The sequence below is a fragment of the Streptomyces sp. L500 genome, from assembly GCF_054551825.1.
This window is the reverse complement of record NZ_JBTOLC010000001.1, coordinates 394,230-409,603: the sequence shown is the minus strand read 5'-3', so window position 1 is coordinate 409,603 and position 15,374 is coordinate 394,230. Positions and strand designations below refer to the sequence as shown.

Annotated in this window: 13 protein-coding genes; 9 read left to right on the top strand and 4 right to left on the bottom strand. The window is 72.6% G+C overall.

What is annotated here, in order from left to right:
- Positions 1 to 105 precede the first annotated feature (105 nt).
- The 4 genes from ACX9I7_RS02040 to ACX9I7_RS02025 form a co-directional block, all read right to left on the bottom strand.
- The gene (locus ACX9I7_RS02040) at positions 106 to 1,470 is read right to left on the bottom strand and encodes a glycosyltransferase (protein WP_126914130.1); all 1,365 of its coding nucleotides are present in this window, start codon (positions 1,468 to 1,470) and stop codon (positions 106 to 108) included.
- Between the two features lie 96 nt (positions 1,471 to 1,566).
- Positions 1,567 to 2,694: a non-hydrolyzing UDP-N-acetylglucosamine 2-epimerase gene (gene wecB, locus ACX9I7_RS02035; RefSeq protein WP_459386312.1), complete on the bottom strand. Its 1,128-nt coding sequence runs from the start codon at positions 2,692 to 2,694 to the stop codon at positions 1,567 to 1,569.
- Between the two features lie 155 nt (positions 2,695 to 2,849).
- Positions 2,850 to 3,536 (bottom strand): response regulator transcription factor, encoded by a 687-nt coding sequence (locus ACX9I7_RS02030; RefSeq protein WP_358217962.1) that lies wholly within the window; start codon positions 3,534 to 3,536, stop codon positions 2,850 to 2,852.
- A complete protein-coding gene (locus tag ACX9I7_RS02025) occupies positions 3,533 to 4,699 on the bottom strand; it encodes an ATP-binding protein (protein ID WP_459386311.1) in 1,167 nt (388 codons plus the stop codon). Before ACX9I7_RS02025 ends, ACX9I7_RS02030 begins: the two co-directional genes overlap by 4 nt.
- Positions 4,700 to 4,841: 142 nt before the next feature.
- Here ACX9I7_RS02025 and folC point away from each other — a divergent pair, with 142 nt between their 5' ends.
- The 9 genes from folC to ACX9I7_RS01980 all read left to right on the top strand — a co-directional run bounded on the left by folC (position 4,842) and on the right by ACX9I7_RS01980 (position 15,361).
- The gene (gene folC, locus ACX9I7_RS02020) at positions 4,842 to 6,389 is read left to right on the top strand and encodes a bifunctional tetrahydrofolate synthase/dihydrofolate synthase (protein WP_189452302.1); all 1,548 of its coding nucleotides are present in this window, start codon (positions 4,842 to 4,844) and stop codon (positions 6,387 to 6,389) included.
- Between the two features lies 1 nt (position 6,390).
- Positions 6,391 to 6,756 carry a DUF4233 domain-containing protein gene (locus tag ACX9I7_RS02015; protein ID WP_459386310.1) on the top strand — a complete coding sequence of 122 codons (366 nt, stop codon included), beginning with the start codon at positions 6,391 to 6,393 and terminating at the stop codon, positions 6,754 to 6,756.
- A gap of 153 nt (positions 6,757 to 6,909) precedes the next feature.
- On the top strand, positions 6,910 to 7,323 hold the full coding sequence (gene ndk / locus ACX9I7_RS02010; protein WP_387575839.1) for a nucleoside-diphosphate kinase: 414 nt from the start codon (positions 6,910 to 6,912) through the stop codon (positions 7,321 to 7,323).
- 292 nt (positions 7,324 to 7,615) lie between these two features.
- Positions 7,616 to 8,635: a rod shape-determining protein gene (locus ACX9I7_RS02005; RefSeq protein ID WP_004950903.1), complete on the top strand. Its 1,020-nt coding sequence runs from the start codon at positions 7,616 to 7,618 to the stop codon at positions 8,633 to 8,635.
- Positions 8,636 to 8,695: 60 nt separating this feature from the next.
- Positions 8,696 to 9,628, top strand: a complete 933-nt coding sequence (gene mreC, locus ACX9I7_RS02000) for a rod shape-determining protein MreC (protein WP_126914123.1) — start codon at positions 8,696 to 8,698, stop codon at positions 9,626 to 9,628.
- Between the two features lie 4 nt (positions 9,629 to 9,632).
- Positions 9,633 to 10,346, top strand: coding sequence for a rod shape-determining protein MreD (gene mreD, locus ACX9I7_RS01995; RefSeq protein WP_387575842.1), 714 nt, complete (start codon positions 9,633 to 9,635; stop codon positions 10,344 to 10,346).
- A complete protein-coding gene (gene mrdA, locus ACX9I7_RS01990) occupies positions 10,343 to 12,577 on the top strand; it encodes a penicillin-binding protein 2 (RefSeq protein ID WP_387575844.1) in 2,235 nt (744 codons plus the stop codon). Before mreD ends, mrdA begins: the two co-directional genes overlap by 4 nt.
- Positions 12,574 to 13,773 carry a rod shape-determining protein RodA gene (gene rodA / locus ACX9I7_RS01985; protein ID WP_189452293.1) on the top strand — a complete coding sequence of 400 codons (1,200 nt, stop codon included), beginning with the start codon at positions 12,574 to 12,576 and terminating at the stop codon, positions 13,771 to 13,773. The genes mrdA and rodA overlap by 4 nt, the downstream gene beginning before the upstream one ends.
- Before the next feature lie 52 nt (positions 13,774 to 13,825).
- On the top strand, positions 13,826 to 15,361 hold the full coding sequence (locus ACX9I7_RS01980; RefSeq protein ID WP_459386309.1) for a CYTH and CHAD domain-containing protein: 1,536 nt from the start codon (positions 13,826 to 13,828) through the stop codon (positions 15,359 to 15,361).
- Positions 15,362 to 15,374 lie beyond the last annotated feature (13 nt).

The window sequence follows — 15,374 nt, the reverse complement described above, 5'->3', positions numbered from 1 at the left end:
TATCACCGGCGGTCAGATGGCGGAACGGAGCGAAAGGTTGCCTCGTCGGTCGGTTCTGTGACCGAACTCATGGTTTCGCGCTGAAGGGTGTCGCGCGAGGGCGGCTCACGCCTCGATGGCCACCGGGCCGGAGGTGGTGCTCTCGGCGTTGCGGCGGGTCTTCGCCCAGCCGTTGCGGCCGCGCAGCATCCGGACGAAGCCCCGGGCGGACGCCGGGAAGAGATGGTAGGCGTACACCCACAGCGCCAGGCCCCACAGCAGGGCGGTCAGCAGCGAGCGGTCGTCGGCGCGGTCCCGGCGGTACACCGGGCCCCACAGGACGAACGGGGTCACGGAGACCACGGCCAGGGCGATCACCAGCGGCCACAGGGCCAGCATGCCGCCGAACGCCTCGCCCACGCCGTCCTCGGCGGCGGTGATGCCCAGCAGGGTGAACATGACCGCGCACAGCGCGAGGGTGACCAGGTGGGCGACGGGCTGGAGGAAGGTGTACAGGGTCTCCAGGACGCCCTTGCCGCCGTAGTGGCGGGAGGAGACGATGCGCGGCGCGTAGCGGACGCACTGGAGGTTGCCCTGGGCCCAGCGGGTGCGCTGGGTGAGGAACCGGCGGCCGTGGGGGAGGCCCTCCTGGGAGACCCAGGTGTCGGCTATGTGGGATATCCGGTCACCGTTGAGGATCATGTGGAGGCCCAGCTCGTAGTCCTCCAGCAGCGCGCCGCGCTGCCAGGGGCGGCGCTCGGCGGCGGCGATGCGGTCCAGGGAGGCGAGGCGGGTGAACTGGCCGTTGCCGCCCAGGCCGACGGAGCCGGTGCGGCCGCGCAGCAGCTGCATTCCGGCGTTGGAGACGGAGAACTCCATGTCCTGCATGCGCACCAGCAGGCGGGCGAAGGCGTTGGCGGCCCGGCCGCGGTCGGGCAGCGGGCGCGGGTCCTCGGTGTTGCGCATCCGGACGCTGACCTGGACGCCGCCGGTCTCGGGGTCGCCGAAGCCCTGGGGGCCGCTGACGCGGGCGAGGGCGTGGGGGTCGAGCTGGCCGTCGGCGTCGATGACGCACACGACGACGCGCTCGCGGTCGGTGTCCTTGGACAGGAACTGGTTCAGCTCGTCGTACGCGGCGTTGAGCGCGGCGCCCTTGCCCTGGCGGGCGTTGGGGCGGCGTCGGCTGACGAGGTGGACCCGGCGGTCCTCGTCGGCGAGGGCGGCGACGATGGCGCCGGTGCGGTCCTCGCTGTCGTCGTCGATGACCCAGACGTGCGCGCCCGGGTGGTCGGCGCGCAGCCGTGTGACGGTGGTGCCGACGACGGCCTCCTCGTCACGGCAGGGGACGAAGAAGTGCCAGTCGAACGCGCCGGGGTCGCCGTTCTCGACGGCGGGACGGCGGGTGTACGCGTGGCGGGCGCCGGCCCAGTAGAGCAGGAAACAGAGGAGGAGGAAGAAGGGGAAGGCGAGGAGGAAGGGGCTGGAGAACATACGGGGGGTACAGCTCCGGGCGTCGAGGGCGTCGAGGGCGTCGAGGGCGTCGAGGTGGGGGCGGTCGGCGGCTTGCCGGGCGGTCGCGAGCCGGGGCTACGCGGCGGCGGCCAGTTCCGCCGGGGCCGCCACGGCGGCCAGGAGCGCGACGATGCGGTCCGACGCCAGCCCGTCACCGAACGGGCTCGGCAGAGCGGCCAGGCGGGCGAGGCCCTCCGGGCCCTCCGCGAGGCGGCGGCGGGCGGCCTCGCCGATGGCGCGGCCCGGCTCGACCAGGTCCGCGAAGTCGGCCATGGCCTCCGGGCGCTCGGTGGAGCGGCGGACGACGACCAGCGGGCGGCCGAGGACCGTGCACTCCTCCTGGATGCCGCCGGAGTCGGAGACCAGCAGGGCGGCGTGCCGGGCGAGGGCCAGGAACTCGGAGTAGCCGAGCGGTGCCGTCACCGTCAGCGGGGCCAGCAGGTCCGCCAGGCCGGCGGCCTCGACACGGGCGCGGGTGCGCGGGTGCAGCGGCAGGACGACCGGGCGGCCGGGGGCCACGAGGGCGCCCAGCTCGGTGAGGATCGCCCGCAGCGCCTCGGCGGAGTCGGTGTTCTCGGGCCGGTGGACGGTCGCCAGGACGTAGCCGTCGGCGGTCAGCCCGTTCCGGTCCAGCAGCGCCGCGCGCTCGGTCGCGCCGGGGAGCTGGTTGCGGACGGCCTCGACGACGGTGTTGCCGGTGAGGGCGATCCGGGAGGCGTCGACGCCCTCGGCGAGGAGGTTGGCGCGGTTGTCCTCGGTGGCGGCGCACAGCACGTCGGCGATGCTGTCGATGAGGACGCGGTTGTGCTCCTCGGGCATGTTGCGGTCGTGGCTGCGCAGACCGGCCTCGACGTGCAGCAGCGGGATGTCGCGGGCGTTGGCGGCCAGCGCGCCGGCGAGGGCGGCGTTGGTGTCGCCCTGGACGACGACGGCCAGCGGCGGCTCGGCGGTGAACAGCGCGTCGAGCTGGGCGAGGGCGGCGGAGATCTGCACGGCGCGCGGCTGCCCGCCGACACCGGTGAGGAAGGTCGGCTCGGGCAGGCCCAGCTCGGTCAGGAAGCGGCCGGACAGCTCCTCGTCGTAGTGCTGGCCGGTGTGGACCAGGTGAGCGGCGGGTCCCAGGAGGCGCACGAGGTCGGTGAGCTTGACCAGCTCGGGACGTGTACCGAGAACGATCGCGATGCTGCGGGAAGGCAGGGACATGCGGGGCTCCTGGGGCTGTCGGGGGCGGTGACAGCTCCAGAGAGTGGGTGGTCTTGGTTGCCGGGTCGGATGGGGTTTGGTTGCGGGACGGTAGCGAACGGATTCCGGGACTTTGGTCCCGTTCGTTCCGGGGGCTGCTCCCGTCGTTCCCGGGGCTACTCCGGCCGGTAGCGGTAGCCCAGTCCCCGCACGGCCTCCAGGGGGTCCGCCGCCTCGTCGCCCGCCGCCTGGCGGAGCTTCCGTCGCAGCCGCAGGACCGCGAACTTCACGCGCTCCCGGCCGGTGCCCTCCGGGTCGTCCCAGACCCGGTCGAGGAGCTGGTCGGTGGTGATCACCCGGCCGCGGTTGCGGACGAGGACCTGGAGCAGGCGGTACTCGATGTCGCTGAGGCGGATCTCGTGGCCCTGCCAGACCGCCGAGCGGCGCTCGGGGACCAGGCGCAGCCCGTCGTCGCCGAAGGAGTCGCCGGCCCAGCGGGTGGGGGCGCTGCGGCGCAGCAGTGCCTCGACGCGGGCGAGGAGCTCGTCGTTGCCGAAGGGCTTGGGGAGGTAGTCGTCCGCGCCGGCGCGCAGGCCGCGCACGCGGTCGCTCTCGGCGCCCCGCGCGGTGAGCAGGAGCACGGGCAGGTCGCTCATGTCGCGGGTGCGTTCCAGTACCTCCCAGCCGTCAAGGCCGGGGAGGCCGATGTCGAGGATCATCAGCCCGGGGCGCTCGGCGAACAGCAGCCGCAGGGCCTCCCGGCCGTCGTCGGCGGTCGTGACCTCGTAGCCGCCGCGGGTGAGCAGGACGCGCAGGGCGAGGGCGAGGTCGGGGTCGTCCTCGACGACGAGGACGCCGGTCATGACGCCGCCCCCGTGGCGTCCTGCGGCGGGCCCGCTGACGGGGCCGCCGGCGGGCCGGCGATCGGCAGCCGGATGCGGAAGACCGCGCCCTCGCCCTCGCGGCCGCCGACGGTGATCGTGCCGCCGTGCCGTTCGACGACCGTGCGGCCGATGGCGAGGCCGAGGCCGGTGCCGGGGTAGCCGCCGGAGCGGGCGTTGGGGGCGCGGACGAAGCCGGTGAAGATCTCGTGGCGGTACTTCCCGGGGATGCCGATGCCCGTGTCGGCGACCTCGATGTCCCAGTGGACGCCCCGGGGCGCGGCCGTGATGCCGACCCGGCCGCCGGCCGGGGTGAACTTCGCGGCGTTCTCCAGCAGATTGCCGATCACGTGCCGGAGCCGGTGGCGGTCGCCGTGCAGGGCGGGGCCGCTCTCGCAGTCCAGCACGGCGAAGACGCCCGCGGCCGCCAGCTCTCCCATGTGGTCCAGCAGGGCCTCCGCGAGCATGTCGGGCACGTCCACCGGGGCGAACTCCAGCTCCGGCCCGACGGCCCGCATCCGGGTGGTCAGCAGCAGGTCGGAGATCACCCGCTGCATCCGCGCGGCGTTGCGCCGGATGGCGTCGAGGAACGATGCCTGCTCGGTGGTGAGGGTGCCGAAGGCGGGGTCGGCCAGGAGCTCGCCGAAGCTGCCGATGGAGGTGAGCGGGGTGCGCAGCTCGTGGGAGGCGGCGGCGGTGAAGGCGTTGCGCTGGCGGGCCAGCTCGGTGAGCGCGGCGTTGTCGCGCTTCAGGTCGTGCTCGCGCCGTTTGGCGTCGCTGATGTCGGTGAACGTCCACAGGGCACCGAGATACGCGCTGTTGTCGCGCAGCGGCTCGACCCGGCGGCGGATGGTCCGTCCGTCGGTCAGCGGGATCTCCGCGACGCGGTGGACGTGGCGGCGGGCCAGGATCTCGTCCGGGGAGTGGGGCTGGGAGACGTCGGTGGTGTAGAACGCCCGGACGAGCGGGAGGACCGGGCGCATGGGGGCGCCGGGGGAGAGGTCGGCCCTCCCGTCGAGGTCGAACATGGCGACGAATCTGCGGTTGACGGCCAGGATCTCGTCGGCCGGGCTCTGCAGGAGGGCGCCGGACGGCAGCGCCTCCAGGACCGCCCGGAGCCGGTCCCGGTCCTCCGAGGACGCCATGGCTCTCACCGCCGGAACCTCGCTTAACGGATCTTCCGGAAGAACCGTATGACAATCCGGATGGGCCCGCTCCTCATGGCCGGAGGGCGCCGACCGAGACGCCCCGGCCTTCCGGGCGCCCCCGGTCCGTAGACTGGGCCGCGTGAGCGAGCGCCCCCTGAATGACGAGAACGGCGATCTCGAACCCGGCGAAACCGGTACGCCCGGTGCCGCCGACCGGTTCGAGGAGATCGTCGATGCCGAGACCGACAGAGACCCCGACCTCGCCGTGATCGAGGCGGGCAGCCGCACCCTGCGCACCCAGGGCGGGCCGCCGCAGGGCGACGGCGTGCCGGCGCGTCCGGAGGACCCGGAGGTGGACCGGGCCCTGCGCGAGGTGGAGGCGGAGCTCGCGGGCCGCTGGGGCGAGACCAAGCTGGACCCGTCGCTGGTCCGCATGGAGGCCCTGATGGACATCCTGGGGCAGCCGCAGCGCGCCTACCCCGCGATCCACATCACCGGCACCAACGGCAAGACCAGCACCGCCCGCATGATCGAGGCCCTCCTCGGCGCCTTCGACCTGCGCACCGGCCGCTACACCAGCCCCCACGTGCAGTCCGTCACCGAGCGGATCAGCCTGGACGGCGCCCCCATCCCCGCCGAGCGCTTCATCGAGACGTACCGGGACATCAAGCCGTACGTCGAGATGGTCGACGAGCGCGAGGACTTCCGGATGTCCTTCTTCGAGGTCGTCACGGGCATGGCCTTCGCCGCCTTCGCGGACGCCCCCGTCGACGTGGCCGTCGTCGAGGTCGGCATGGGCGGCACCTGGGACGCCACGAACGTCGTCGACGGCACCGTCGCCGTGGTCACCCCGATCGCCCTCGACCACACCGACCGGCTCGGCTCCACGCCCGGTGACATCGCCACGGAGAAGGCCGGGATCGTCAAGTCCGGCGCCACCGTCGTGCTGTCCCAGCAGCCGGTGGACGCGGCGCAGGTGCTGCTCAAGCACGCCGTCGAGGTGGACGCCACGGTCGCCCGCGAGGGCATGGAGTTCGGCGTGGTCGGCCGGGAGGTCGCCGTCGGCGGCCAGCTGCTGACCCTGCGCGGCCTGGGCGGCGAGTACGAGGAGGTCTTCCTCCCGCTGTACGGCGCCCACCAGGCGCACAACGCCGCCGTGGCCCTGGCCGCCGTCGAGGCGTTCTTCGGGATCGGCTCGCAGCACGCCCGTCCGCTCGACATCGACGTGGTCCGCCGCGCCTTCGCGTCGGTCACCTCGCCGGGCCGGCTGGAGGTCGTGCGCCGCAGCCCCACAGTGGTGCTGGACGCCGCGCACAACCCGGCGGGCGCCCGTGTCACCGCCGACGGCATCACCGAGGCGTTCGGCTTCAGCCGGCTGATCGGCGTCGTCGGCACCAGCGCCGACAAGGACGTCCGGGGTCTGCTGGAAGCCTTCGAGCCGATCTTCGCCGAGATCGTCGTCACCCGGAACTCCACCCCGCGCGCGATGGACGTCGACGAGCTCGCCGGCGTGGCCGTCGAGGTCTTCGGCGCCGATCGGGTGCAGGTCGAGCCGCGTCTGGACGACGCCCTGGAGGCCGCGATCACCCTCGCCGAGGAGGAGAGCGAGTACTCCGGCGCGGGTGTCCTGGTGACCGGATCGGTGATCACCGTGGGCGAGGCCCGGCTGCTGCTGGGAAGGGGCTGACATGCGGACGCTGTGCGCCAGCACCCTGATCGGCGAGTTCTTCGTCATCGGCTTCGCGGGCCTGGTCGCCATGCAGACCTCCGACCTGTCCGCGGGCACGGTCTGGGCCGTCAGCGGCACCGCCATGGTGCTGAGCGTGCTGCTGTGCGGCGTGCTCACCCGGCCCGGCGGCGTCCAGCTGGGCTGGGCGCTCCAGCTCGGCCTGATCGCGAGCGGCCTGGTCGTCCCGATGATGTTCATCCTGGGCGTGGTCTTCGCCGGCCTGTGGTGGGCCTCGGTCCACTACGGCCGCAAGGTCGACGAGGCGAAGGCCCGCTTCGCCCGGCTGACGGCGGAAGCGGAGGCGGACGCTTCCGGGGCCGCCTGAGCCCCGGGGCACGGCCGGGCCCGCCCCGGCGCCCGCTCCGGCGCCCGCTCCGGCGCCCGCCCCGGCCCGTCCGGGCCGAGTACCGGCGGGCCCCGGCGGGCCTGTAGCCTTCGCCCCACGCATCCGATCGCCTGCCCGCTAGGAGCCCGCAGTATGAGCCAGCGCACCCTCGTCCTCCTCAAGCCCGACGCGGTCCGCCGCGGCCTGGTCGGCGAGATCATCGGCCGTATCGAGCGCAAGGCCGGCTGGACGATCGGCGCGCTGGAGCTGCGCACCCTGGAGCGCGCCACCCTGGAGCAGCACTACGCCGAGCACGTGGGCCGCGACTTCTACGAGCCGCTGATGGGCTTCATGTCCTCCGGCCCGGTCGTGGCGCTGGTCGTCGAGGGCGAGCGCGTCATCGAGGGCGTCCGCGCGCTGGCCGGCCCGACCGACCCGATCTCGGCCGCTCCCGGCTCCATCCGTGGTGACTTCGGCACCATCACGCGCGAGAACCTCATCCACGCCTCGGACTCGCAGGAGTCCGCGGAGCGGGAAATCAAGATTTTCTTTCCCGGTCTCGCCTGATACGGGATCACTCGGGGCTGCCGAACAGGCATTCTGATCAGGGCGGTCGATTAATCCCTTCGGCCGCCCTTGGCATATGCGCGCCGATCGGGGGAACCTCTCACTCCGACACGACGTCACCATTACTGGGGCCAGCTCGTGTTCCGCCGACAATGGCGGAGGAACCCTCGCGCCACGTTCGAGTGGGCGAGACTACGATGAAGCTTCCGCGCCCCGCAGCGCACCACCTGCCGACCTCGAGTAAGCATTCGCCCAAACTGGGAAGGCCAGACGTATCCTCATGGGGAACAACATGTCGTTCATCGGCCGTGACATGGCTGTCGACCTCGGGACCGCCAACACGCTGGTGTACGTCAGAGGCCGCGGGATCGTCCTCAACGAGCCGTCAGTCGTCGCGATCAATACCAACACCGGTGGGATCCTCGCGGTCGGCGCCGAAGCCAAGAAGATGATCGGCCGAACTCCGGGGAACATCGTCGCGGTGCGTCCTCTGAAGGACGGTGTCATCGCCGACTTCGAGATCACGGAGCGGATGCTCCGCTACTTCATCCTCAAAATCCACAAGCGCCGCTGGATGGCCCGCCCGCGTGTCGTGGTGTGCGTGCCCTCCGGCATCACCGGCGTCGAGCGCCGCGCCGTCATCGAGGCATCCACCCAGGCCGGCGCGCGTCAGGTGCACATCATCGAGGAGCCCATGGCCGCGGCCATCGGCTCCGGCCTGCCCGTCCACGAGGCGACCGGCAACATGGTCGTCGACATCGGCGGCGGCACCACCGAGGTCGCCGTGATCTCGCTGGGCGGCATCGTCACCGCGCAGTCCATCCGTGTCGCCGGCGACGAGCTGGACAACGCGATCATCCAGCACATCAAGAAGGAGTACAGCCTCCTCCTCGGTGAGCGCACCGCCGAACAAATCAAGATCACCATCGGTTCGGCGTACGACCTGGAGCAGGACGAGCACACCGAGATCCGCGGCCGCGACCTGGTCAGCGGGCTGCCCAAGACCGTGGTCATCTCGGCCGCCGAGGTCCGCAAGGCCATCGAGGAGCCCGTCAACTCCATCGTCGACGCCGTCAAGACCACCCTCGACAAGTGCCCGCCCGAGCTGTCGGGTGACGTCATGGACCGGGGCATCGTTCTCACCGGTGGAGGGGCGCTGCTGCGGGGCCTGGACGAGCGGCTGCGCCGCGAGACCGGGATGCCCATCCACATCGCCGAGGACCCGCTGGACTCCGTCGCCCTGGGCTCCGGCAAGTGCGTCGAGGAGTTCGAGGCGCTCCAGCAGGTTCTGGACGCCCAGCCCCGCCGGTGAACAGGATGACCGTCCGGGCCCGGAGCCGGACGGTCCGACGAGAAGGGCTCGCCGCCGCACGTGAGGGACACACGAGAGAGCCGGCTGCTGCTGGTCCTGCTGATCGCGATCGCCTTCGCGCTGATCACGGTCGACATCCGCGGCGGTGAGCAGTCCCCGCTCGACGGAGTGCGCCACGCCGCCGCCTCGGCGTTCGGACCGGTGGAGAAGGGCGTCGCCGCCGCCGTCGACCCGGTCGGCGAGGCCGTCGCCGCCGTCCGCGACTCCGGGGACCGCAGCAGCCGCATCGCCGAGCTGGAGCGCGAGAACACCGCCCTCAAGCAGCGCCTGGGCAGCGACGACCGCAACCGCGGCCGGCTCCGCGAGCTGGACGCCATGCTCAAGACCGCCGGCCGCGGCCAGTACGGCATCAAGGGCGCCCAGGTCATCGCCATAGGAGCCGCGCAGGGCTTCTCCTGGACGGTCACCATCGACATCGGCGCGAACGACGGCGTCCGCCGCGACATGACCGTGCTCAACGGCGACGGGCTCGTCGGCCGCGTCACCACCGTCGGCCCGGGCACCGCCACCGTCCTGCTCGCCAGCGACCCCAAGTTCACCGTCGGCACCCGCATGGAGAAGACCGGCGAGATCGGCTTCGCCAACGGCCAGGGCGACAGCTCCCTGCGCGTCGAGCTCCTCAACGGCAAGGCCACCGTCCGCAAGGGCGACCGGCTGGTCACCTTCGGCTCCAGCCGCGACAAGCCGTTCGTCGCCGGGGTCCCCGTCGGCGAGGTCACCCACGTCGAGCCCGCGGGCGGCGGCCTCACCCGCACCCTCCTGGTCCGCCCCTTCGTCGGCTTCAGCAAGCTCGACCTGGTCGGGGTCGTCGTCCAGGCGCCCCATGAGGACCCGCGCGACACCGTGCTGCCGCCCAAGCCCGAGGCCCCCAAGCCCGCCCCCACCGTGACCGTCACCGTCACCCCCAGCCCGAGTGCCAAGCCCCAGGACTGAACCGATGCGCTTGAACCGGATCCTGCTCTCGACCGCGCTCGTGGTGGTGGCCCTGGTCGCCCAGGTGAGCGTCCTGGCCCGGCTCCACCTGCCCGGCGCCGTACCCGACCTGATGCTCCTCGTCGTCGTCGGCCTCGCCCTGGTCTACGGCCACACCACCGGCTGCCTCGTCGGCTTCGGCGCGGGCCTCCTCGCGGACCTCGCGCCGCCCGCAGACCACGCCACCGGGCGCTACGCCCTCGTCCTGTGCGTCGTCGGCTATCTGGTCGGCCTCGCCCGGCCGGACAGCGGCCGGGTCCGCTCGGCGACCGTCCCGATGCTCGCCGTCGTCGGCGCGGCCGTCCTCTCCACGCTGCTGTACGCGGGCGTGGGCTCCCTCGTCGGGGACACCGCCGCCCGCCACGTGGGCCTGAGCGGCCTGGTGGCCACCGCCGCCTGCTACGACCTGCTGCTCGCGCCCTTCGTCGTGCCGCTCGTGATGACCATGGCCCGCCGTACCGTCTCCGACCCGCTCACCGGCGACGGCACGGCCGTCGCGGGCGGCGGCGACGGAGGGTACGGGCGGACGGCCAAGCGCGGCTTCCGCGCCGGCCGGGTGAGCCGCAGGAACCGGCTGGGCGGACGCGGCCGGGGCGGCCGCCTCGGGGTCCAGAGCGGCGGCCTGCTGCCGAGGGCGGGGCGCCGTCAGCCGAAGCTCAAGGGAGTGAAGCGCCTGTGAGTACCCTCTCGGAAGGGGGGCGCACCTCCCGGGTGGCGATCCGGCTGATCGTCATTCAGATCCTGGTCTTCTCGCTGCTGCTCACCCTCGCCGGCCGCCTGTGGTACCTCCAGATCCGCAACGGCGACCAGTACACCGCCGAGGCCGCCAGCAACCACATCCAGCAGGTCGTCGCCGCCGCCACCCGCGGCTCCATCCTCGACGCCCGGGGCGTGCCGCTCGCCGACAACGAGACCCGTCTCGTTGTCTCCGCGAACCGCACCGACCTGATGAAGATGAAGGACAAGGGGAAGACCGTCCTCACCCGCCTCGCGGGCGTGCTGAACCTCAAGCCCGAGGACGTCTCCGCCAAGGTCCGGCTGTGCGACGCCAAGACCCCCAAGCCCTGCTGGGCCGGTTCGCCCTACCAGCCCATCCCCATCACCGACGAGGCCACCACCCAGCAGGCCCTCCAGATCCGCGAGCGCCAGGAGGACTTCCCCGGCATCACCGCCGAGCCCACGGCCGTGCGCCGCTACGCGGGCCCCGGCGGCTCCAACACCGCCCAGGTCCTCGGCTACCTCTCGCCCGTCACCGACGCCGAGATCACCAAGGCCAGGGACTCCCGCACCCCGCTGCTCCGCTCCGACCAGGTCGGCCGCTCCGGGCTGGAGCGGCAGTACGACAGCGAGCTGCGCGGCAGGGCGGGCGTCACCCGCTACGAGGTCGACAACCTCGGCCGCGTCATCGGCAAGGCCAAGAGCGACAAGGCCGTCCCCGGCGCCAACATCGTCACCAGCATCGACGCCCGTGTGCAGGCCATAGCGGAGCGCGAGCTGGACCAGGCGATGAAGGACGCCCGCAAGGAGCTCGACCGCAACACCGGCGTCAACTACAAGGCCGACGCGGGCGCCGTCGTCGTACTGGAGTCCAAGACCGGCCGGGTGGTGGCCATGGCCTCCAACCCCACCTACGACCCCAACGCCTGGGTCGGCGGCATCTCCGGCAAGGACTACAAGGCCCTGACCGGCGAGGACTCCAACTACCCGCTGCTCAACCGGGCCATCCAGGGCCAGGCGGCCCCCGGCTCCATCTTCAAGGTCATCAGCACCACGGCCGCCGTCAAGGCCGGCTACTCCTTCACCGACCACTACAACTGCTCCAGCGCCTACAGCATCGGCAACCAGGTCTTCAAGAACTACGAGTCCAAGGGCTACGGCGCCATCGACCTCGGCCAGGCGCTGGAGGTCTCCTGCGACACCGTCTTCTACGACCTGGCCTACAAGCAGTGGCAGAAGGACGGCGGCAACAAGCCCCAGCACCCGGCGGACTGGTTCTACAAGACCGCCCACCAGTTCGGGCTCGGCAAGGAGACCGGCATCGACCTGCCCAACGAGGTCCGCGGCCGGGTCCCCGACCGCGAGTGGAAGAAGCGGTACTGGGAGGCGAACAAGGACGTCTGGTGCAAGCAGGGCGACAAGGACGACAGCTACGCCGGAAAGATCGCCAAGGAGAACTGCGAGTCGGGCATGCGGATGCGCGCCGGTGACTCCGTCAACTACTCCATCGGCCAGGGCGACACCCTCGTCACCCCCATCCAGATGGCCACCATCTACGCGGCCATCAGCAACGGCGGCACCCTCTGGAACCCCACCGTCGGCAAGGCGGTCATCAGCCCCGACGGCAAGAGCGTCCGGGAGATCAAGCCGACCTCCCACGGCCGGCTGCCCATAGACGGCACCCTCCGCGACCAGATGGACGCCGCCCTCGCCGGCGTCGCCACCAAGGGCACCGCCGCCTGGCGCTTCCAGGGCTGGCCGCAGGACCGGATCCCCATGCACGCCAAGACCGGCACCGCCGAGGTCTACGGCAAGCAGACCACGTCCTGGTTCGCCACCTACACCTCCGACTACACGGTCATCATGACGATCGCCCAGGGCGGCACCGGCTCCGGCGCCTCCGGCCCCGCCGTGCGCAACATCTACAACGCGCTCTACGGCGTCGACGAGAAGGGCAAGGTCGACGACTCGAAGGCGCTGCTGCCGCACCCGGAGAGCGGACTTCCCAGGATCGAGAAGGACGGCACCATCCAGGCGCAGCCCATCCCCACCCCGCCGCCGTCCCCCTCCCCGTCCGGCTCCGACGGGGCGTCCCCGGCGCCGTCCGCCTCGCCCGCGGACACCGGGCTGCCGTCCCCGCCGCCGGAGACCCCGACCGAGCCCGCGACCCGGCGGGAGGAGCAGAACCGATGAGCACCGCCCAGGGCTACCGGGTCCGCCGCTTCACCCCCGAACGCGGCGCCTGGTCCCGCCTCACCGCCCGCGACTCCGTGCTGCGCCGCCTCGACTGGGTGATGCTGCTCGCGGCCCTCGCCCTCTCGGCCATCGGCACGCTGCTCGTCTACTCGGCCACCCGCAACCGCACCGAGCTCAACCAGGGCGACCCGTACTACTTCCTGCTGCGCAACCTGCTCAACACCGGCATCGGCCTCGCCTTCGCCATCGGCGCGGTCTGGGTCGGCAGCCGGGCGCTGCGGGGCGCCGTGCCGATCCTCTACGGCATCTCCTGCCTCTTCACGCTGGCCGTGCTCACGCCGCTGGGCGCGACCATCAACGGCGCCCGCTCCTGGATCCAGCTCGGCGGGGGCTTCTCCATCCAGCCCTCCGAGTTCACGAAGATCACCATCACGCTGGGGATGGCGATGCTGCTGGCCGGGAAGGTCGACGCGGGCGACCGCCGCCATCCCGACCACCGGACCGTGATGCAGGCCCTCGGCCTGGCCGCGCTGCCGATCGCGATCATCCTGCTGATGCCGGACCTCGGCTCGGTCATGGTGCTCGTGGTGATCGTGCTCGCCGTGCTCCTCTCCTCCGGGGCCTCCAACCGATGGATCGCGGGCCTGCTGGGCGCCGGCATCCTCGGCTGCGTCCTCATCTGGCAGCTCGGGGTGCTCGACGAGTACCAGATCAACCGCTTCGCGGCCTTCGCCAACCCCGCCCTCGACCCCTCCGGCGTCGGCTACAACACCAACCAGGCGCGGATCGCCATCGGTTCCGGCGGGCTGTCCGGTTCCGGCCTCTTCCACGGCTCGCAGACCACGGGCCAGTTCGTGCCCGAACAGCAGACCGACTTCATCTTCACCGTGGCCGGTGAGGAGCTCGGCTTCGTGGGCGCCGGGACGATCATCTTCCTGCTCGGGGTGGTGCTCTGGCGGGCCTGCCGGATCGCCCGCGAGTCCACCGAGCTCTACGGCACCATCGTGGCCGCCGGGATCATCGCCTGGTTCGCCTTCCAGAGCTTCGAGAACATCGGCATGACCCTGGGCATCATGCCCGTCACCGGCCTGCCGCTGCCGTTCGTCTCCTACGGAGGGTCGTCGATGTTCGCCGCCTGGATAGCGGTGGGGCTCCTCCAGTCGATCAGGGCGCAGCGGCCGGTTTCCGCGTAGCCGGGTGGCGGGGGACTGCCGCCCGCGCCGTTCGCGCACTAGATTCGGCGTCATGGCGGACACCGTGAGAGAGATCGAGCGGAAGTACGAAGCCGGGAGGGATACGGGCGCGGCCCGGCTCCCGGACCTGAGCGGGGCCGCGCCCGTCGCGTCCGTCACCGACGAGGGCGTGCGCGAGCTCGACGCCGTCTATTACGACACCGCCGACCTGCGACTCGCCGCGGCCGGCATCACCCTGCGCCGCCGCACGGGCGGCCCGGACGAGGGCTGGCATCTCAAACTCCCGGTCGCTGCCGGGGAGCGTGACGAGATCCGCGCGCCCCTGACTGTCTCCGCGATACCGCGCGCTCTCACCGCACTGGTCCGCTCCCGCACCCGGGACGTCCCCCTGGCCCCGCTGATGCGGATCGTCTCGCGCCGGGAGGTCCGCCGTCTGCTCGCCGCCGACGGCGCCCCGCTGGCCGAGGCCAGCACCGACACGGTCACCGCCACCCGCCTCACGGGCGATGAGACCACTACCAGCTGGACCGAGATCGAGATCGAACTCGCCGAGGGCGCCGACCCCGCCCTGTTCGACACCCTCGAACCCCTGCTGCGCGCGGCCGGCCTGAGGCCCTCCAAGGCGCCCAGCAAACTCGCCCGGGCCCTGCGCGAGACCGGCCTCGGCGACCCCCGGCGCCGACCCGCCGCCGCCCCGCCCGTCGGAGCCCGCGCCGGCGACCACGTCCTCGCCTTCCTGCGCGCGCAGGTCGAGGCCGTCGTCGCCCTCGACCCCGGCGCCCGGCTCGGCACCGAGGACGCCGTCCACCAGATGAGGGTCGCCACCCGCCGCCTGCGCTCCTCCTTCCGCAGCCACGGCAAGGTCGTCGACCGCCGGACCACCGACCCGCTCGCCCAGGACCTGAAGTGGCTCGCCGACGAACTGGGCGTCGACCGCGACCGCGAGGTCCTCGCCGAACGGCTGCGCGACCGCCTCGACGAACTCCCGCGCGCCCTCGTGCGGGGCCCCGTCCGCGCCCGGCTGCGCGCCTGGTCCACCAGCAGCCGTCAAGGCGCCCGGCGGCGCCTGACCGCCGTGCTCGACAGCGCCCGCTACCTGGCCCTCCTGAACCGCCTCGACGCCCTCCTCGCCGACCCGCCCCTGCGCGACGCCGCCGCCGGACCACCGGGCGCCGTGCTGGCCCGGGCGATGCTCCGCGACTACGGCCGACTGGCCGGCCGCGTCGAGCACGCCCTCGCCGCCGCCCCCGGCCACGACCGCGACACCGCCCTCCACGACGCCCGCAAGGCGGCCAAACGCGCCCGCTACGCCGCCGAGGCGGCCACCCCGGCGCTGGGCAAGAAGGCGAAACGATTCGCCGCGCAGATGAAGTCCGTCCAGACCCTGCTGGGCGACCACCAGGACAGCGTCATGGCCCGAGGTGCCCTCCGCGCCATCGCCGCCGAGGCCGAAGGGGCGGGGGAGCCCACCTTCACCTTCGGGGTGCTCTACGGGCGTGAGGAGCGCCTCGCCGAGCGGGACGAGAGGGAGCTGCCGGGCCTGTGGGAGCGGATCTCGGCCCAGGTCTCGGCCCTACCGCCGGCCTGACCAGCGCGGACGT